We start from the raw sequence: 18,429 nt of genomic DNA on the forward strand, positions 1-18,429 counted from the left end.
CCGGCGCCGGATCCGGGCGCCGCAGTCAGTGGAAGGTCCTCCGTGGCGCTCATCGTCCAGAAGTTCGGCGGCTCCTCCGTCGCGGACGCCGAGAGCATCAAGCGCGTCGCGAAGCGGATCGTGGAGACGCGCAAGGCCGGCAACGAGGTCGTCGTCGCGGTCTCCGCGATGGGCGACACGACCGACGACCTGCTCGACCTCGCCCACCGGGTGACGCTGCTGCCGGCGCCGCGCGAGCTCGACATGCTGCTCACCGCGGGCGAGCGCATCTCGATGGCGCTGCTCGCGATGGCGATCAAGAGCATGGGCCACGACGCGCGCTCCTTCACGGGCAGCCAGGCGGGGATGATCACCGACGCGCAGCACGGCGCCGCCCGCATCGTCGACGTGACGCCCGGCCGCGTCCGCGCGGCGCTCGACGAGGGATCGATCGCCATCGTCGCCGGCTTCCAGGGCTTCAACCGCGGCACCGGCGACATCACGACCCTCGGCCGCGGCGGCTCCGACACGACCGCGGTCGCGCTCGCCGCGGCGCTCGACGCCGACGTCTGCGAGATCTACACGGACGTCGACGGCATCTTCACCGCCGACCCGCGCATCGTGCCCCGCGCGCACGCCGTGCCGCGCATCACCAGCGAGGAGATGCTCGAGCTCGCCGCCGCCGGCGCGAAGGTCCTGCACATCCGCGCCGTGGAGTACGCGCGCCGCCACGGCGTGACGCTGCACGTGCGCTCGTCCTTCAGCAACAAGCAGGGGACCATCGTCTACAACCCGGCCGGCCCGGGGCTCGACGAGAACGGAGCACCAGTGGAAGAACCGGTCATCGCCGGCGTCGCCACCGACCTGTCGGAGGCGAAGATCACCGTCGTCGGCATCCGCGACGAACCGGGCAAGGCGGCCGAGCTCTTCACGGCCGTGGCCCGCACCGGCGCGAACATCGACATGATCGTGCAGAACGTCTCCGCCGCGGCGACGGGCCTGACGGACATCTCGTTCACGCTGCCGAAGGCCTCGGCGCAGTCGGTGCTCACCGCGCTGTCGTCCGAGCAGGCGACGCTCGGCTTCGCGTCCCTGCAGCACGACGACCAGATCGGCAAGCTGGCGCTCGTCGGCGCCGGCATGCGGACGAACGCGGGCGTCTCCGCGCAGCTGTTCCGCGCGCTGTTCGACGCGGGCATCAACATCGAGATGATCTCGACCTCCGAGATCCGCATCTCCGTCGTCACCCGGGCCGACTCGATCAGGGCCGCCGCGCTGGCGGTGCACTCGGCGTTCGGGCTCGACGGCGACGAGGATGCAGTCGTGTACGCGGGAACGGGGCGCTGATGGGGCTGCGGGTCGGGATCGTCGGTGCGACCGGGCAGGTCGGCACCGTCATGCGGCGGCTGCTGGACGAGCGCGGGCTCGACGTGGAGTCGGTGCGCTTCTTCGCGAGCGCGCGCAGCGCGGGGTCGACCCTGCCGTGGCGCGGCGAGGAGATCGTCATCGAGGACTCGGCGACGGCCGACCCCTCCGGGCTCGACGTCGCCCTGTTCAGCGCGGGGGCCACGGCCTCCCGCAGCCTCGCGCCGCGGTTCGCGGACGCCGGCGCGATCGTGATCGACAACTCGAGCGCCTGGCGGATGGACCCGGACGTGCCGCTCGTCGTCAGCGAGGTGAACCCCGAGGCCCTCGCGGATGCGCGCAAGGGCATCGTCGCGAACCCGAACTGCACCACGATGGCCGCGATGCCGGTGCTGAAGGTGCTGCACGACGAGTCGACCCTCACCCGGCTGACGGTCAGCACGTACCAGGCCGTGTCCGGCAGCGGGCTCGCGGGCGTGGCGGAGCTCGCCGGCCAGGTGCGCCGCGGCGTCGAGAGCGGCGACATCGAGGCGCTCACCCACGACGGCTCCGCGGTCGACCTCGGCGAGCCGACGAAGTACGTGCGCCCGATCGCCTTCGACGTCGTGCCCTTCGCGGGCGCCCTCGTCGACGACGGCCGCGACGAGACCGACGAGGAGCAGAAGCTCCGGAACGAGAGCCGCAAGATCCTGTCGATCCCGGACCTGCTCGTGTCGGGCACCTGCGTGCGCGTGCCCGTGTTCACCGGGCACTCGCTCTCGATCAACGCGGAGTTCGCCGAGCCGATCTCGCCCGAGCGCGCCCACGAGCTGCTCGCCGACGCCCCGGGCGTGGTGCTCACCGACGTGCCGACGCCGCTCGAGGCCGCCGGCAAGGACCCGAGCTACGTGGGTCGCATCCGCCGGGACGAGGGCGCGCCCGAGGGCCGCGGCCTCGCGCTGTTCGTCAGCAACGACAACCTGCGCAAGGGCGCCGCGCTGAACGCGGTGCAGATCGCGGAGCTGGTGGCGGCGAACCTCGCCCGCCGCTGACGGTCCGTCACGCCGCCCTCCGAAAGGGGGAGGCGCCGCGGCCCGGGGCGTGATGCACTGGAGCGGTGGTGCTGCTCTGGCTCGCGGTGGGGGCGTTCTACGCCGTCGTGCTGCTCGTCGGGCTCGGCGTCATGGTCGTCGCGACGGGCTCCTCCGTCGTGCTCGCGTTCCGGCGCGACCGCGTGCCGCCGCTGCGCCGCGCACGGCTGACCGCCGCGGTGCTGCTGGTCCTCGCCGGGGCCGCCGCGGTCGCGCTGGCGCTGCTCTGGTTCGGCCGCGAGGGCGCGGACGTGCTCCGCGCGGCCTTCGCCACGCTCTGAACTCTTCCGTTTCGAAGGAGATCCTCAAGCCGCGCTCGGAAAACTCCTTCAAAAGGGAATGAGGAGCGCATGCAGATCCTGCTCGCGGCGAAGGCCACCGGATCCGAGCCGCAGCTGGTGATCGCGGCGCTGATCGGCATCGCGGTGATCGTGACGCTGATCACCTGGCTGAAGGTCCACCCGTTCCTCGCACTGCTGCTCGGCGCCCTGACGACGGGTCTCGTCGCCGGCGCGAGCGGGCCGGACGTCGTGACGAGCTTCGCGAAGGGGTTCGGGGACACCTCGGCCTCCGTCGGCATCCTGATCGGCCTCGGCGGCATGTACGGGCGGCTGCTTGCCGACTCCGGCGGCGCCGGCCGCATCGTCGACACCCTCGTCGCCCGGGCGGGGAAGCGCTCGCTGCCCTGGATCATGGGCCTCATCGGCGCGCTGATCGGCCTGCCGATGTTCTTCGAGATCGGCCTCGTGCTGCTCGTGCCGATCATCCTGCTCGTCGCGAAGCGGGCGCAGGTCCGGCTGATGACGGTCGCGATCCCGACCCTCGCCGGGCTGTCGGCCATGCACGGGTTCGTGCCCCCGCACCCCGGCCCGCTCGTCGCCATCGCGGGGCTGAAGGCCGACCTCGGCACGACCCTGCTGCTCGGCATCGTCGTCGCGATCCCCACGGTGGTCGTCGCCGGCCCGCTGCTCAGCTACCTCGTCCGGCGGCTCGTGCCCGTCGACGCGCCCGACTCCCAGTACGACGAGGACACCGCGGACGACGCCGTCCGGCCGCCGTTCGTCCTCGCCCTGATCAGCGTGCTGCTGCCGGTCGCGCTGCTGCTCGTCGGCGCGATCGGCGACATCGTCGCGCCCGACTCGACTGCGGCCTGGAAGTCGCTCACGGACTTCATCGGCACGCCGACCGTGGCGCTCACGATCGCGCTCGTGGCGGGCTTCCTGCTCCTGGCCCTGCCGGCCCGGATGGACCGCCGCCGGATCTCGACGACGCTGACGGAGGCGCTGCCGCCCATCGCCGGCATCCTGCTCATCGTCGGGGCGGGCGGCGGCTTCAAGCAGGTGCTCGTCGACACGGGGATCGGGGAGGTCATCGCGAAGGTCGCCCAGGGGGAGGGGATCACCGCCCTGCTCGTGGCGTGGACCGTCGCCGCGCTGATCCGCGTCGCCACCGGCTCCGCCACCGTCGCGACGGTGACCGCGGCCGGGCTCCTCCAGCCGCTGACGGAGGGCATGAGCGCGCCGATGATCTCGCTCATGGTGCTCGCCGTCGGCGCCGGCTCGGTCTTCCTGTCGCACGTGAACGACGCGGGCTTCTGGCTCGTGAACCAGTTCTTCAAGCTGTCGATCGGGCAGACCCTGAAGTCCTGGAGCCTGATGGAGTGCGTGCTCTCCGTCACCGGCCTCGGCGCCGTGCTCGTCGCGGCCGTCGTGGTCGGCGGCTGACCGGCCGCGCGCGAACTAGGCTGTCGGACCGTGGCGCAGGACGAGACGATCGACGTCGTCCTGATCGGCGGCGGCATCATGAGCGCCACCCTCGGGACGCTGCTGCACGCGGTGCAGCCCGACTGGAGCATCCGCATCTACGAGCGGCTCGGCGGTGTCGCCGAGGAGTCCAGCAACCCCTGGAACAACGCCGGCACCGGGCACGCGGCGCTCTGCGAGCTGAACTACACGCCCGAGCGGCCGGACGGCTCCATCGACATCACCTCCGCGGTGAAGGTCAACGAGCAGTTCCAGATCTCCCGCGAGTTCTGGGCGTCGCTCGCCCGGCACGCGAAGGTGCCCTCCGACGCGCTCTTCATCAACTCCACGCCGCACATGACGTTCGTGCGCGGCAAGGACCACGTCGACTACCTGCGCCGCCGGTGGGAGGCGCTGACCGACCACCCCCTCTTCTCCGACATGGAGTTCTCGGAGGACCCGAAGGTCATCCACGACTGGGCGCCGCTGCTCATGGTCGGCCGCGACCGCCTCGAGCCCGTGGCGGCCACCCGGGCTGAGGCGGGCACCGACGTCGACTTCGGCGCCCTCACCCGGGCCCTGATCGACGGGCTCGTCGGGGACGGCGCGGAGCTGCGGCTCAACACCGAGGTCACCGGCCTGAAGCGCCTCGAGGACGGCACGTGGCGGATCCGCTCGCGCCACGTGGTCGGCATGGACAAGCACGAGACCCGCGCCCGCTTCGTCTTCGTCGGCGCCGGGGGCTGGGCCCTCAAGCTGCTGCAGAAGGCCGGCATCCCGGAGGCGCGCGGCTACGGCCTGTTCCCGATCAGCGGGCAGTGGCTGCGCTGCGACGACCCGGCCGTCGTCGCGAAGCACCGCGCGAAGGTCTACGGCAAGGCGTCGCTCGGCGCCCCGCCCATGAGCGTGCCGCACCTCGACACCCGCATCGTCGAGGGGAAGGCGTCGCTGCTGTTCGGCCCCTACGCCGGGCTGTCGCCGCGGTTCCTGAAGCGTGGGAACCTGCTCGACCTGCCGCTGTCGGTGCGGCCGCACAACCTGATCCCGATGCTCGCCGTGGCGAAGGACAACTTCGCGCTCGTGCAGTACCTCGTCCGCGAGCTCACGAAGTCGCGGAAGGCGAAGTTCTCGTCGCTCCAGGAGTTCTACCCCGAGGCGGACCCGGCGGACTGGTACCCGCTCGGCGCCGGCCAGCGCGCGCAGGTGATCAAGAAGGACGCGAAGAAGGGCGGCGTGCTGCAGTTCGGCACGGAGGTCGTCGGCGGCGCGGACGGCACCATCGCGGGGCTGCTCGGCGCCTCCCCGGGCGCCTCGACGGCGGCGGCGATCATGCTCGACGTGATCCGCCGCTCCTTCCCGGAGCGCCTCGGCGCCTGGGAGCCGCAGCTGCGGGAGCTCATCCCGACCTACGGCGGCCTGCTCTCGGACGACCCGCGGAACGCCCGTCGGATCCAGGCGTCGACCGCGGAGGCGCTCGGCCTCACCGCCTGACCGACTTGCGGATCGTTCGAACGCGTGTTCGAATGGCCGCATGCGGTGGTCGGGACAGCAGCTCGAGGCGGAGGCCCCGGGCGCCCTGCCCGGGCTGGCACGCGTGCACGGCCTCGTGCGGACCTCCCGTCCGCCCGAGTTCGCGGGCATGACCTTCTACGAGGTCCTGGCGAAGTCGGCGCTGAACAAGGTGCCCGGCAGCGTGCCCGGCACGCCCTACGCGTGGACGATCAACCCCTACCGCGGCTGCTCGCACGCCTGCGTGTACTGCTTCGCGCGGCCGACCCACCGGTACCTCGACTTCGACGACCCGGGCGCCTTCGACGCCGAGGTCGTCGTCAAGGTCAACGTCGGTGACGTGCTGCGCACCGAGCTCGCCAAGCCGTCCTGGACGCGGTCGCCGGTCGCCCTCGGGACGAACACCGACCCGTACCAGCGAGCGGAGGGCCGCTACCGGCTCATGCCGCGCGTCCTCGAGGCGCTGGCGGACTCCGGCACCCCGGTCTCGCTGCTGACGAAGGGGACCCTCCTCCGGCGCGACCTGCCGCTGCTCGCCCGCATCGCCGAGCACGGGCCCGTCGACCTCGCGATGTCCGTCGCCGTCTTCGACCCGGAGCTGCAGGCGCTCGTCGAGCCGGGCACGCCCACGGCCGCGGCGCGGCTCGCGACCGTGCGCGCCGCGCGGGAGGCGGGCCTCGAGTGCGGCGTCTTCCTGATGCCGGTGCTGCCGTACCTGACCGACACGACGGCGCACCTCGACGCGGCCCTCGCCGCGATCGCCGAGGCCGGGGCGTCCTACGTCGTCTGGACCGCGCTGCACCTGAAGCCGGGCGTGCGGCAGTGGTACCTGGACTGGCTGCACCGGCACTTCCCGCAGCACGACGCCGCGTATCGGCGGATGTACGCCGACGGCCCGTACGCGCCGAAGGCGTACCGGCGGTGGCTCGCGGAGCGGATCGAGCCGCTGCTGACGAAGCACGGGCTGCGCCGCGGCGCGGTCGACGACACGACGGGGACGACCCGGTCGCGGTCGGCGGGCATCGTGCAGGCGGTCGCGACCGCGCCGCAGCCGACGCTGTTCTGACGCGGCCCCGTGCCCCCAGTCCGGGGTCCCGACGCCGGTTCCTCCGCCGGGTGTCGCCGCCCTGCTGCATGATCGGGGGACAGCGGCGCCGGCCGCGTCCCCCGAGGAGCCCGATGCCCGTCGACGACGACCTCCCGCCCGTCCCTACCGTGATCGGCGGGTCGGCGCGGCTGCCGCGCACCGCACCGCCGGCCGCCCGGCCCTCGCCCCAGCGCGCGGTGCGGCTCGCGCTCCTCGACGACCACGAGGTGCTGCTCGACAGCATGGCCTCCTGGCTGCGGAGCAACGCGCCCGACTTCGACGTGACCCTCACCGCGACCTCCTGGCTCGAGCTCGTGCACAGCCCCGCGTTCCCCACGGACCTCGTGCTCATCGACGTGCAGCTGCGCGAGCCGGTGTCGATCGAGGCGCGCGTCCGCACCTGCCGCGCCGCCGGGGCCAGGGTCATCGTGCTGACCGGCCTGGACACGCCGGACCTGCGCGAGCGCGCGCTCCGCGCGGGCGCCGCCGGGTTCATCGGCAAGTCGCGGCCGCTCGCGGACGTGCTGGCCGTCGCCCGGGAGGTCATGGGGCTCACGGCGGAGCACCCCGTGCAGCGCGACTGGCGCCCCCTGCCGCGCGCGGCCGAGCAGCTCCAGCGGCCGCGGCTGAGCCTGGGGGAGGAGGCCGCGCTGCGGCTCTACGCCTCCGGCCGGTCCACGAACGAGGTCGCCGCGGAGATGCACGTCCAGTTCGAGACGGCGAAGACCTACCTCCGCCGCGTGCGCGAGAAGTACGCGCGCGTGAGCCGGCCCGCGAGCCGGAAGGCGGAGCTCATCCAGCGCGCGACGGAGGACGGGTACATCTGATGGCGAAGCTCTACTTCCGCTACGGCGCGATGAACAGCGGCAAGAGCACCGCGCTGCTCCAGGCCGCGTACAACTACGAGGAGCGCGGGCAGCGGGTGCTGCTCGCGAAGCCGGGGGTCGACGCGAAGGGCGACCGCGACATCGTCTCCCGGCTCGGCGTCACCCGGCCCGTCCACTTCCTCATCGAGGAGGGCGCGGACGTGCTCGAGCTCTTCTTCGCGCAGCGCCGCCTGCTGCAGGAGGCGACCGGTTCGCCCGTCGCCTGCCTCCTGATCGACGAGGCCCAGTTCCTCACCCCGTGGCAGGTGAACGACCTGCTCCGCATCGCGGTGGTGCAGGACGTGCCCGTGCTGGCCTACGGCATCCGCACCGACTTCCGCACGGAGGCGTTTCCCGGCAGCGCCCGGCTGCTCGAGGTCGCGCACAGCCTGGAGGAGCTGAAGACGATCTGCCGCTGCGGCCGGAAGGCGCTCTTCAACGCCCGCCGCATAGGCGACCGGTACGTGTTCGACGGCCAGCAGGTGGCGATCGACACCCTGAACGACGTCGCCTACGAGTCGCTCTGCGCCGCGTGCTACCTCGCGGAGTCCGGCGGCGTGCTCGACGGCGAGGCGGTCGTGGTCGGCCAGCAGCTCGGGCCGGATGCCGACTTCGCCTGAGGCGCTGGCCCGCCGCTCGGAGCGACGGGCCGGCGCGGATCAGGCCGTCGGCTCCACGTCGAGCACCCAGGTGATGCCGAAGCGGTCGACCGCCATCCCGTAGCGGGCGGACCACTGGGCGGGACCGAGCGGCACGAGCACCTGCCCGCCCTCGACGAGGCGGGGCCAGGCCGCCTCGAGCTCCTGCGGGTCCGTCGCCCGCACGGAGACGTAGAAGGGGTTGTCGCCCCGGCTGAACGGGCGGTCCGACTGCACGTCGTAGACCATGACGCGGAAGCCGGACGGGGCCGTCACCTGGCCCCAGACGATCTCGTCCGCCTGCGCGGGGTCGTGCGGCGCCCCCATCTGGGCGTAGGTGATCGCGACGACCTCGCCGGCGAACGCGGCGCGGTAGTGCTCCAGGGCGGCGCGGGCGTCCCCGCGGAAGTTGAGGTGGGGCGTGACGGCGATGGACATCGGGTTCCTTCCGGTCGAAGCCGCCGAGATCCGGCGACGACGACCACGGTTCCAGCGGTAGCGGTCAGACCCTGTCCTCCACTTGAGCCAGGATCGACCCATGAGCTCGACCGAGCGGCTCCTCTCCCTCCTGTCGCTGCTGCAGGCGCGTCGGGACTGGCCGGGCGCGCTGCTCGCGGAGCGGCTGGACGTCGGGCCTCGCACGGTCCGGCGCGACGTCGACCGCCTCCGCGCGCTCGGCTACGACGTCCGCGCGACGAAGGGCCCGGCCGGCGGCTACCGGCTGGAGGCGGGCGCGGCCCTGCCGCCGCTGCTGCTCGACGACGACCAGGCCGTCGCGGTCGCCGTGGCGCTCCGTGCCGCCGCCGCCGTGGGCGCGGGGGTGGAGGAGGACGCCGACCGCGCGCTCGCGACGCTGCGGCAGGTGCTGCCCGCCCGGCTCCGCGCCCGCGTCGACGCCCTCGACGCGCTGGTCCTGCCGCCGCCGGGCGCCGCCGCGGACCCCGGCGTGCTCCTCGCGGTCTCGACGGCGGTGCAGGCCCGCACCGTGCTGCGGTTCGACTACGGCGACCGCGACGGCGCGGTCCCGGCGGCGCCGCGGCGGGCGGAGCCGCACGCGCTCGTCGCCGCCGGCGGCCGCTGGTACCTGATCGCCTGGGACCTCGACCGGGCCGACTGGCGCGTCTTCCGGGTCGACCGGATCGTGCCGCGCAGCCACGCGGGCGGCTCGTTCACGCCGCGGGAGGTGCCGGGCGGGGATCCCGTCGCGTGGCTCGCCGGGCGGTTCCGCGGCGCGGACGGGCCCGGCACCTGGGCGTGCACGGGCGAGGTGCTGCTGGACCGCCCGGTGTCCGCGGTCGCACCGTACGTCGAGGACGGGGTCGTCGAGCCCGTGGACGACGGCCGCTGCCGCCTCGTCCTCGGCGCCTGGTCCTGGGCGGCGCTCGCCGCGCGCATCGGGCGCTTCGACGCCGAGGTCGAGGTGGTGGGGCCGCCCGCCCTGCGGGAGGCCTTCGCGGCGCTCGCCGAGCGGTTCGCCCGGGCCGGTCGCGTCACTGCGGGTACGGCGCCCCGCCCGATTCCAGCAGCGCGACCAGCTTCGCCAGGCGGTTCGCGCGGGCCGTCGCGCTCGGCGCCGTGACGACGCGGTGGATCACGGCGTAGCGGTTCTGCCGGTTCAGCTCGTCGAACCGGGCCCGGGCCGGAGCGGATGCCGCGAGCGCGGCGTCCAGGTCCTCCGGCACCGCCGCGGCGGACGACCCCGCGTAGGCGCGGTCCCACCGGCCGTCGGCCTTCGCCCGGTCGATCTCCGCCTGCCCGCGCGGCCGCATCCGGCCGTCAGCGTCGAGCGCCGCGACGATCCCGACGTTCCGGGTCGACCACAGCGAGGCGCGGCGGCGCGGCGTGAAGCGCTGCGCGAACACCCGCTCGTCCCAGCCGCGCTTCTGCCCGTCGATCCAGCCGCTGCAGAGGGCCTCCTCGAGCGCCTGGTCATAGGTCAGCGAGGTCGGCTCGACGACGCCCTTCTTCGCGAGCGCGAGCCAGACGCCGTCCGAGTCGTCCTCGTGGTCGTCGAGCCAGGCCCGCCACGCGGTGGCGTCGGCGACGACGAACAGGTCGATCGGCGCGGGCACGGGTGCATTCAGCCACAGGCGCGGCGGCCTGTCCACGCCCGTTCCGGAGGCGCGGCGCAGCCGCTAGCGTGCGGAGGCGGAGGGAGCCGGATGCCCGAGGTCGACCCGGAGCTGCGCTCGCGGCTGCGCGACGAGCTGCGCCACCGGCTGCGGCCGATGACCGGCCGCGACCCGGACCAGCGCGGCCGGAGCGCGACCCCGCTCGAGCTGCTCTACGACCTCGTCTACGTCATCGCGTTCTCCGCGGCCGCCGAGCAGCTCGCCCACCGGATCGGGGAGGGGGACGTCGGGCCCGCCCTCGGCGCGTACGGCTTCGCGGTGTTCTCGATCAGCTGGGCGTGGATGAGCTTCACCTGGTTCGCGTCGGCCTACGGCAACGACGACGCCCTGTTCCGGGTCGCGACGATCGTGCAGATGGTCGGCGTCGTCGTGCTGATCTTCGGGCTGCCGGTCGCGTTCGCGGCGGCGGCGGACGGTCGCAGCCCGAACAACGCGCTCCTGGTCGCCGGCTACCTCGTCATGCGGCTGCCCCTCATCGCGCTGTGGCTCCGCGCCGCGCGGCAGGACCCGGCGCACCGCCGCTCCGACGTCGGCTACGCCGTCGTCGTCGCGGTCGCGCAGCTCGGGTGGGTGCTCACCGTCGTGCTGCCGCTGCCCGTCCCGGTCGTCGTCGTCGCGCTCGTCGTGCTGGCGCTCGCCGAGCTCGCGGCGCCCGTCGTGCTCGAGCGCCGCGTCGGGCGCGTGCCCTGGAACGCCGGGCACATCGCCGAGCGGTTCAGCCTCGTCACCCTGATCACGCTCGGCGAGGTCGTGGCCGCGACCGTCGCCGCGGTCGGCGCGCTCGTGGAGGAGCAGGGCTGGTCCGGCGCGGCGATCGTGATCGCCGCGTCCGGCCTCGTGCTCGCCGCGGGGCTCTGGTGGGCGTACTTCCTCATCCCGTCGCGTCCGCTGCTCGAGCGGGACCCCGGGCGGACCTTCGCGTGGCGGTACGCGCACCTGCCGATGTTCGGGGCGATCGCGGCCGTCGGCGCCGGCCTCCGCGTGGCGGCGGTGGCTGTGGGGGAGGAGACGCACCTCTCGCTGCTGCAGATCGCGCTCGCCCTCGCGGTGCCGGTCGCGCTCGTCGTGCTGATCGTCTTCGCGACGTGGAGCGTGCTGCTGCGGTCCGCGGACCTGACGCACGTCCCGCTGCTCGCGCTGTCGCTGCTGCCGCTCGGGCTGGCCTTGGTCGTCGCCGCGGTCCTCGGCGGGGACGGGCCGCTCGAGCTGCGCGACGCGGGGGACACGGCCGCGCTGGCCGTCGTCGTCGGCCTGGTCGCCCTCAGCGCGGTGGTCGAGGTCGTCGGCCACGAGCGCGTCGGCTATCGGCACACCGTGCGGGCGCTGGAGGAGGACGGGAGCCGGCCGGCCTGAGGCCGGCCGGCGCTGGTCGGGATAGCGGGATTCGAACCCACGACCTCCTCGTCCCGAACGAGGCGCGCTACCAAGCTGCGCTATATCCCGGTCGCCCGCGTGAGCGGGCTGGTCAAGGATAGCGGACCGCCCGGCCCCTCGCCGCCGCCCCCGCTGCGAGCGACGCGCCGCGCCTCAGACGGACCGGGCGGTGAGGGTCAGCAGCGTCGCCTCCGGCCGGCAGGCGAAGCGCACCGGCGCCCAGATGGAGGTGCCGAGCCCCGCGGAGACCTCGAGCGAGGCCGTCCTCCCGTCGTGCGTCCAGGACGAGACGCCCTTCACCTGCCGCCGCGGGATGTCGCAGTTGGTCACGAGCGCGCCGTACCCGGGCACGCACACCTGGCCGCCGTGCGTGTGCCCGGCGAGCATCAGGTCCGCGCCGCGGTCGACGAACGCGTCGAGGATCCGGCGGTAGGGCGCGTGGGTGACGCCGAGCGTCAGCGCGGGCCGGACCTTCCGCGACCGCAGGCCGCGCAGGCCGGGCGTCAGGGCGGCGAGGTCGTCGTACTCCCGGTGCGGGTCGTCCGTGCCGAACGCGTCGATCACGACGCCGTTCACCTCGACCCTCGCGGTCCGGTTGTTCAGGCTCGTCCAGCCGAGCGAGCCGAGGTGGGCGCCGAGCGCGTCCGTGTCGAGCGCCTTCGGCTCCGCGTGCGCGCCGGAGGGGCCGCCGAAGTAGGCGAACGGGTTCTTCGGCTGGGGCGCCCAGTAGTCGTTCGAGCCCCAGACGAACAGGCCGGGGACGCCGCGGAACGGCTCGAGCGCGGCCTTCAGCCCGAGCAGGCCGACCGGGTGCCCGAGGTTGTCGCCGGTGTCGACGACGAGGTCCGGCTCGAGGTCGGCGAGCTCGCGGACGAACCGCTGCTTCCGCCGCTGCCACGGCGCCATGTGCAGGTCGGACAGGTGCAGCACCCTGAGGTCCCGCGAGCCGGGGGCCAGCACGGGCAGCGTCGCGCGCCGGACCGTGAAGGCGAGCCGTTCGATGCCGACGCCCCAGACGGCGGCGGCCGCTCCCGCGACCGCCGCCGTGCGGAGCACCGCGCCTACTGGGCCGGCGGCTGCTGCTGGCATGCGTTCTGGTCTCCGGCGACGGACAGCTGCACGGTCGTGCCGGCGGGGTCGGCCGGGGTGTTGTTCGGCGTCTGCTGCGCCACGAGGCACAGGTTGCCGCCCTGCGGGAACCACTGCACGTCCACCTTCGTGAACCCGGCCTGCGCCAGGGTGGCGAGCGCGTTCGAGATCGGCGACCCCATCACGTTCGGCACGACCGCCGTGGTGCCCGGCTGCGGGGCCGGCGGCGCCTGCGGGGCCGGTCCCGCGCTGATCGCGAGGGTGACCACGGTGCCGCCCGGCACGGAGCCGCCCGCCGCCGGATCGGTGCCGGCGACCTGCCCCTTCGGCACGTCGGAGCTCGCCGTCCCGCCGCGCTTCACCTGGAAGCCCGCGGTCTCGAGGATCTTCCGGGCCTCGGCCGGCGCCTTGCCGGTGACGTCGGGCACCGAGATCTTCTGGCCGTAGAGGTACTGCGACTCCGGGGTCGGCCAGGAGGTGTCGCCCGGGTACTTCGCCTGGTTCGCGGCCATGACGGCGCTCCAGAGGCAGTGGCGGGTGTTGGCCGCGACGGTGCTGTTCTGGCAGTAGGGGAAGCCCCGCGTCAGCCGCAGGCTCTGCTTCGGCGCGGTCCTCCCGACGTTGCCGACCCAGACCGCGCTCACGGCCTTCGTGGTCCCGCCGACGACCCAGGTGTCGATCGCGTCGTTCGTGGTGCCGGTCTTGGCGAAGCTCCAGGCCGAGCCGGCCGCGTAGCGATCGGCCGCCGCCGTGCCGCCGGTGATCACCTTGTTGAGGGCGTAGCCCGCCGCGACCGCGACGGCCGCCGGGATCGCCCGGTGGCAGTCCGCCTTCGGCACCGGCACCTCGTCGCCGTTCGACGCGACGATCTTGTCGATCGCGATCGGGGCGCACACCACGCCCTTGTTCGCGATCCCCGCGTAGGCCGTCGCCATCGTCAGCGGCGCCACCTCGTTGGTGCCGAGGATCGAGGAGGGGTTCTTGTACTGCAGCGGGTCGCCGTCGGCCCGGTGCACGAGCAGGTCCTCGGCCCGGTCGCGGATGTCGCACAGGTCGAGCTTCTCGGCCATCGAGGCGTAGGCGCCGTTCACGCTCTTCTGGGTGGCGAACAGCACCGTCTGGTAGCCGCCCTCGCCCGGCTCGTCGTTCTTGACGGGGTACGGCGCGGCGGGCTGCTTGCACGCCGTGATGTTGCCGGCGGGCACGGTGCGCCCGCTGCCGTCGACGACCTCGTTCAGGCCGTGGCCGTGCTCGAGCCAGTCGACCAGGGAGAACGTCTTGTAGGTCGAGCCCGGCTGGAAGCCGCCCGAGCCGCCGTAGTCCCGGTCCGTGTTCCAGTTGACCGCGGTCGCGGTGTACTGCTTCCCGCCGGTGCCCTTGCCGCCGGTGTCGTCGTACCGCTTGCTCTGCACCATGGACAGCACCCGGCCGGTGCCGGGCTGCACGCTCACGGCCGCTCCGCCCATGTCCGTCCCGACCGGCGACGCGGAGGGCACGTAGGTCTTCATCGCCTCGGACGCCTTCTTCTGCAGCCCGAGGTCGAGGGTCGTGTAGATCTTCCAGCCGGAGCTCTGCAGCTTGTTGTACCGCTCGCGGTCCGTCTCGCCGAAGGTCTTGTTCTTCTGGATGATCTTGCTGACGTAGTCGCAGAAGTAGGCGGCGGATCCCGCGCCGGCGCAGCCCGCCGTGGTGGGCGTGATCTTGGGCTTCACCGGGGTCTGGACCGCCTCCTGGTACTGCGCGGCGGTGATCCAGCCCTCCTTCTTCTCGACGCCGAGGATGTAGTCGCGGCGGACCTTGTTCGCCGGGAGGTTGGCCTTCTCGTCGATGCGCAGGAAGGCCGGGTTGTTGACGATCGCCATGAGGCTCGCGGCCTGCGCGACGGACAGGTCCTTCGCGTCGACGTCGAAGTAGTACTTCGCCGCGGCCTGGATGCCGTAGATCCGGCCGCCGAAGCCGGCGATGTTGAGGTAGCCGAGGAGGATCTGGTCCTTGTCGTAGACCTTCTCGAGGCCGATCGCGTTGCGGGCCTCGCGCAGCTTCCGCTGGATGCCGCCGGTGCACTCCTGGTACGCGGCGGTGACCTGCGCCTCCGTCGGCAGCAGCTCCGCCTCCTGGATGCAGACGTTCTTCACGTACTGCTGCGTGATCGTCGAGGCGCCCTGCCCGCCGCCGTGCGTCAGGTTCGACACGAACGCGCGCAGGATGCCGGTCGGGTCGACGCCGCCGTGGTCGTAGAAGCGGGTGTCCTCCGCGGCCAGCGTCGCGTTCTTCACCGTCGCGGGCACGTCGTCCCAGCGGATGACCTCGCGGTTCTGGTTGTAGAAGGACGCGAGCAGCTTGTCCTTGCCGCCGCTCTTCGCGTAGATCTGCGTCTTCTGCTGGTAGTTGGTCAGCTTCAGGTCGTCGGGGATCGGGGCGAACCAGCCGGAGCCGCCCGTGGCGTCCTTGGCGGTCAGCGCCATCGCGGGCGCGACGCCGGCCGTGAGCATGACGCCGGCCACCACGAGGATGCCGAGGATCCCCGCGAAGGCGGACCCGGTGCGACGAGGGCGAGCAGACATAGGCTCGATGCTAGGTCGGGGTCCGCGCGCGGCCCGGCGCCCCGCCGCAACCCCCAAAAAGGAGGACAGATGCCCGTCTGGGAGTACGCGACCACGCCGCTGCTGATCCACAACACCACCGCGATCCTGAACACGTGGGGCGCCGACGGATGGGAGCTCGTCCAGATCGTGGTCGGTCCCGAGGGCGGGCTCGTCGCATACCTGAAGCGGCAGAAGGCCGGCGCCTGATGGCCGTCGCCGACCGGCTCGCCGAGCTGGGCCTCGTCCTCCCGCCCGTCGCCGCGCCCGCGGGCTCGTACGTACCCGCCGTCGCGAGCGGCGACCTCGTCTTCACCTCCGGGCAGCTGCCGTTCGTCGACGGCGCCCTCGCCCGGACCGGCGTGCTCGGTCAGGACGTCGAGGTGCAGGAGGCGCGCGACCTCGCCGCGACCGCCGCGCTGAACGCGCTCGCCACCGTCGCCGAGGTCCTCGGCGGCCTCGACCGCGTCGTGCGGATCGTCAAGGTGACCGGGTTCGTCGCCTCCGCGCCCGGGTTCTCGCAGCAGCCCGCCGTGATCAACGGGGCGTCCGACCTGCTCGTCGACGTATTCGGCGACCACGGCCGCCACGCGCGCTCCGCCGTCGGCGTGGCCGCCCTCCCGCTCGGGTCCCCCGTCGAGGTCGAGCTCATCGCCCAGTTCCGCTGATCGCGGATCCGGACTTCCGTCGCGGATCCGGAGATCGGATGCGACACGCCGTCGGCGGCGCCCTGCAGCACGGCGTGTCGGCGAGGATCTCCGGATCCGCGAGGAGCCCGGACCGGCGACCGGCCGTGCCACGGCGATCCCCGGATTCATGCGCGACACGCCGAGGTCGACACGCGGTGGTATCGCTTGCACCGGACCTCGAATTGGGTACACTCGCAGACGTCGAGTGAAGAGCTTGGCTTGCGGCGCTGTCGATTCCCCCCAGTCGGGCGCTGCTGAGGCGGCACCTGTTCCCCCCAATAGGTGCCGCCCCTTCTTTTTCCCCGCTGACCCCTGCTTCCGGGGCGGGCGCAGAGCCGCGGTTCCCCTCCTCCCCAGGCGGCCGCCGTGCGGAGGGTCCCGGCCGCTCGTAGCGTGCGCGCGTGGTCCCGCCCTTCGTGCCCCTCGCGCCCCCGGGGGCGGTCCCGCCCGGCGCGCCATCGGCGGCCGCGTCGCCCGCGCCGATCCGGCTGCCGGAGCTCGGCCCGCTCGCGCCCCACGCGCAGGACCCGGCCGTCACGGACCTGCTGATCGACGGGGCCGGTGCCCTCTGGCGCGACGCCGGGCACGGGCTCGAGGCGGTGCCCGACCTGCCGCCGCTCGACGCCGCCGAGGCGCGTCGGCTCGCGGTCGCGCTCGTCGCCGCCGGCGGCCGCCACCTCGACGACGCGACGCCGTGCGTCGACGTCCGCCTGCCGGGCGCCCGGGTGCACGCCGTGCTGCCGCCGGTTTCCACCGGCGGCCCGCTCGTCTCCGTCCGCATCGCGCCGGCGACGCCGTGGCGGCTCGTGGACCTCGAGCGCCTCGGGATGCTCGAGGCCGCGCAGGGCGCAGCGCTCCGGGAGGCGGTGCGCCTCCGTCGCAACCTCCTCGTCTGCGGCCCCGCGGGCAGCGGCAAGACCGCCCTGCTCGCCGCGCTGATGGCCGAGGTCCCGGCGCACGAGCGCATCGTCACCGTCGAGGACGTCGCCGAGATCGTCGTGGAGCACCCGCACGTCGTCGGGCTCGAGGCGCGTCAGCCGAACAGCGACGGCGTCGGCGGCGTCGGCCTCGCGGCGCTCGTGCGCGAGACGCTGCGCATGCGACCCGACCGCATCGTGGTGGGGGAGTGCCGCGGCGCCGAGATCGCCGAGCTGCTGAGCGCGCTCAACACCGGGCACGACGGCGGCGCAGGCACCGTGCACTGCGCGGACCCGGACGGGCTCGGCGCCCGCCTGGAGGCGCTCGGCGCGCTCGCCGGCCTGCCGCCCGCGGCGCTGCGCGCGCAGGCCCTCGCGGCGATCGACGTCGTCGTGCAGCTCGGGCGGTCGGGCGGGCTGCGGCGCGTCGAGCGGATCGGCGCCCTCGCCGCCCGGGCGGACGGCTCCCTCGTGGTCGTCGACCCGTGAGGCGCGTCGACCCGGCCGCGGAGGCGGACGGCGTCGCGGCGGACCTCGAGCGGCTCCGGGCCCTCGTCGGCGCCGGCGCGACGCAGCAGGCGGCGTGGGCGTACCTCGCGACCACCGCGGACCCCGTCGCGGCGGCGCTCGCGCGCGGTGCGGCCGACGCCGCCGCGCGGGGCGCCCCGCTCGCCCCGGCGTTCCGCGACGCCTCCGCCGCATGGCGCAGCGCCGGGGCCGTGGTCGGCCTCGCCGCGGAGACGGGTGCGCCGCTCGCCGCGGCGCTGCGGACCGCCGCCACCGGCGCGCGCCGGACGGCCGAGCTCCACCGCGCAGTCTCCGCCTCGATGGCCGGGCCGGTCGCGAGCGCCCGGCTCGTGCTCGCCCTCCCTCCCGCGACCGCCCTGCTCGGCTGGGCGTTCGGCTTCGACGTGCCCCGCGTGCTCCTCTCCGGCGTCGGCGCCGTCCTCGTGGCCGTCGGCGGCGCCCTGCTCGCCGGCGCCGGCCTCTGGAGCCGCCGGCTGGTCCGCGCCGCCCGCACCACGTCGTGGACGACGGGGCTCGGCCTCGAGCTCGTCGCGACCGCCGTCCGTGCAGGGCTCCCCGTCCCGGCGGCCCGCGCGCTCGCCGCCGACGCGGGGAGCGCGGCCGGCGTCGCGGTGCAGGACGACGTCGACGAGGTGCTCGCGTTCGCCGCCCGGGCGGGGCTGCCCGTCGTCGGGCTGCTCCTCGCCGAGGCGGACCGGGTCCGGCGGGCGGCCCTCGCGGACGCCCGCGTGCGCGCGGAGGCCTTGGCCGTCCGCCTCCTCCTGCCGCTCGGGCTGCTCGTGCTGCCCGCGTTCCTCCTGCTCGGAGCCGTGCCCGTCGGGCTCGCCGTCCTCTCCTCCACAGCCCTGCCGCTGTGATCCCG

Annotated in this window: 18 protein-coding genes and 1 tRNA gene; 14 read left to right on the forward strand and 5 right to left on the reverse strand. The window is 74.1% G+C overall.

What is annotated here, in order from left to right; translation table 11 throughout:
- Positions 1-42: 42 nt before the first annotated feature.
- The 8 genes from D1781_RS16340 (at position 43) to D1781_RS16375 (ending at position 8,238) form a co-directional block, all read left to right on the forward strand.
- Positions 43-1,326 (forward strand): aspartate kinase, encoded by a 1,284-nt coding sequence (locus D1781_RS16340; protein WP_119483579.1) that lies wholly within the window; start codon positions 43-45, stop codon positions 1,324-1,326.
- Positions 1,326-2,375, forward strand: coding sequence for an aspartate-semialdehyde dehydrogenase (locus D1781_RS16345; protein ID WP_119483580.1), 1,050 nt, complete (start codon positions 1,326-1,328; stop codon positions 2,373-2,375). The genes D1781_RS16340 and D1781_RS16345 overlap by 1 nt, the downstream gene beginning before the upstream one ends.
- A gap of 65 nt (positions 2,376-2,440) precedes the next feature.
- Positions 2,441-2,695 carry a hypothetical protein gene (locus D1781_RS16350; RefSeq protein ID WP_119483581.1) on the forward strand — a complete coding sequence of 85 codons (255 nt, stop codon included), beginning with the start codon at positions 2,441-2,443 and terminating at the stop codon, positions 2,693-2,695.
- Positions 2,696-2,764: 69 nt separating this feature from the next.
- Positions 2,765-4,138: a GntP family permease gene (locus tag D1781_RS16355; RefSeq protein WP_119483582.1), complete on the forward strand. Its 1,374-nt coding sequence runs from the start codon at positions 2,765-2,767 to the stop codon at positions 4,136-4,138.
- A 30-nt stretch (positions 4,139-4,168) separates the two neighbouring features.
- Positions 4,169-5,647 (forward strand): malate:quinone oxidoreductase, encoded by a 1,479-nt coding sequence (locus D1781_RS16360; protein WP_119483583.1) that lies wholly within the window; start codon positions 4,169-4,171, stop codon positions 5,645-5,647.
- 40 nt (positions 5,648-5,687) lie between these two features.
- On the forward strand, positions 5,688-6,731 hold the full coding sequence (locus tag D1781_RS16365; protein ID WP_119483584.1) for an Rv2578c family radical SAM protein: 1,044 nt from the start codon (positions 5,688-5,690) through the stop codon (positions 6,729-6,731).
- A 113-nt stretch (positions 6,732-6,844) separates the two neighbouring features.
- A complete protein-coding gene (locus tag D1781_RS16370; protein ID WP_119483585.1) occupies positions 6,845-7,579 on the forward strand; it encodes a response regulator transcription factor in 735 nt (244 codons plus the stop codon).
- Positions 7,579-8,238, forward strand: coding sequence for a thymidine kinase (locus tag D1781_RS16375; RefSeq protein WP_119483586.1), 660 nt, complete (start codon positions 7,579-7,581; stop codon positions 8,236-8,238). Before D1781_RS16370 ends, D1781_RS16375 begins: the two co-directional genes overlap by 1 nt.
- A 39-nt stretch (positions 8,239-8,277) precedes the next feature.
- Here D1781_RS16375 and D1781_RS16380 read toward each other — a convergent pair whose 3' ends face one another.
- A complete protein-coding gene (locus D1781_RS16380; protein ID WP_119483587.1) occupies positions 8,278-8,694 on the reverse strand; it encodes a VOC family protein in 417 nt (138 codons plus the stop codon).
- Positions 8,695-8,794: 100 nt separating this feature from the next.
- On the opposite strand from D1781_RS16380, the gene D1781_RS16385 reads away from it, so the two are divergent.
- A complete protein-coding gene (locus D1781_RS16385) occupies positions 8,795-9,835 on the forward strand; it encodes a helix-turn-helix transcriptional regulator (RefSeq protein WP_119483588.1) in 1,041 nt (346 codons plus the stop codon).
- Here D1781_RS16385 and D1781_RS16390 read toward each other — a convergent pair.
- Positions 9,747-10,328 (reverse strand): YdeI/OmpD-associated family protein, encoded by a 582-nt coding sequence (locus D1781_RS16390; protein ID WP_199706722.1) that lies wholly within the window; start codon positions 10,326-10,328, stop codon positions 9,747-9,749. The two genes, D1781_RS16385 and D1781_RS16390, sit on opposite strands and share 89 nt — an antisense overlap.
- Before the next feature lie 90 nt (positions 10,329-10,418).
- Here D1781_RS16390 and D1781_RS16395 point away from each other — a divergent pair, with 90 nt between their 5' ends.
- A complete protein-coding gene (locus D1781_RS16395) occupies positions 10,419-11,741 on the forward strand; it encodes a low temperature requirement protein A (protein ID WP_119483589.1) in 1,323 nt (440 codons plus the stop codon).
- 13 nt (positions 11,742-11,754) lie between these two features.
- Here D1781_RS16395 and D1781_RS16400 read toward each other — a convergent pair.
- The 3 genes from D1781_RS16400 to D1781_RS16410 all read right to left on the reverse strand — a co-directional run bounded on the left by D1781_RS16400 (position 11,755) and on the right by D1781_RS16410 (position 15,415).
- Positions 11,755-11,831, reverse strand: a tRNA-Pro gene (locus D1781_RS16400).
- Between the two features lie 84 nt (positions 11,832-11,915).
- Entirely contained in the window at positions 11,916-12,851 is a 936-nt protein-coding gene (locus tag D1781_RS16405) for a metallophosphoesterase (RefSeq protein WP_119483590.1), read from the reverse strand.
- Positions 12,824-15,415 carry a transglycosylase domain-containing protein gene (locus D1781_RS16410; RefSeq protein ID WP_119483591.1) on the reverse strand — a complete coding sequence of 864 codons (2,592 nt, stop codon included), beginning with the start codon at positions 15,413-15,415 and terminating at the stop codon, positions 12,824-12,826. The genes D1781_RS16405 and D1781_RS16410 overlap by 28 nt, the downstream gene beginning before the upstream one ends.
- Before the next feature lie 69 nt (positions 15,416-15,484).
- Between D1781_RS16410 and D1781_RS16415 the strand changes: the two genes are divergently transcribed.
- From D1781_RS16415 to D1781_RS16430, 4 genes are all read left to right on the forward strand, one after another.
- The gene (locus tag D1781_RS16415; protein ID WP_119483592.1) at positions 15,485-15,643 is read left to right on the forward strand and encodes a DUF4177 domain-containing protein; all 159 of its coding nucleotides are present in this window, start codon (positions 15,485-15,487) and stop codon (positions 15,641-15,643) included.
- Entirely contained in the window at positions 15,643-16,101 is a 459-nt protein-coding gene (locus D1781_RS16420) for a RidA family protein (RefSeq protein ID WP_199706724.1), read from the forward strand. Before D1781_RS16415 ends, D1781_RS16420 begins: the two co-directional genes overlap by 1 nt.
- A 422-nt stretch (positions 16,102-16,523) precedes the next feature.
- Positions 16,524-17,528, forward strand: coding sequence for a CpaF family protein (locus D1781_RS16425; RefSeq protein ID WP_119483593.1), 1,005 nt, complete (start codon positions 16,524-16,526; stop codon positions 17,526-17,528).
- A complete protein-coding gene (locus D1781_RS16430) occupies positions 17,525-18,424 on the forward strand; it encodes a type II secretion system F family protein (protein ID WP_119483594.1) in 900 nt (299 codons plus the stop codon). The genes D1781_RS16425 and D1781_RS16430 overlap by 4 nt, the downstream gene beginning before the upstream one ends.
- Positions 18,425-18,429: the final 5 nt, after the last annotated feature.

This window comes from Amnibacterium setariae (genome assembly GCF_003581425.1).
In the GTDB taxonomy this organism is placed as follows: Bacteria; Actinomycetota; Actinomycetes; order Actinomycetales; family Microbacteriaceae; genus Amnibacterium; species Amnibacterium setariae.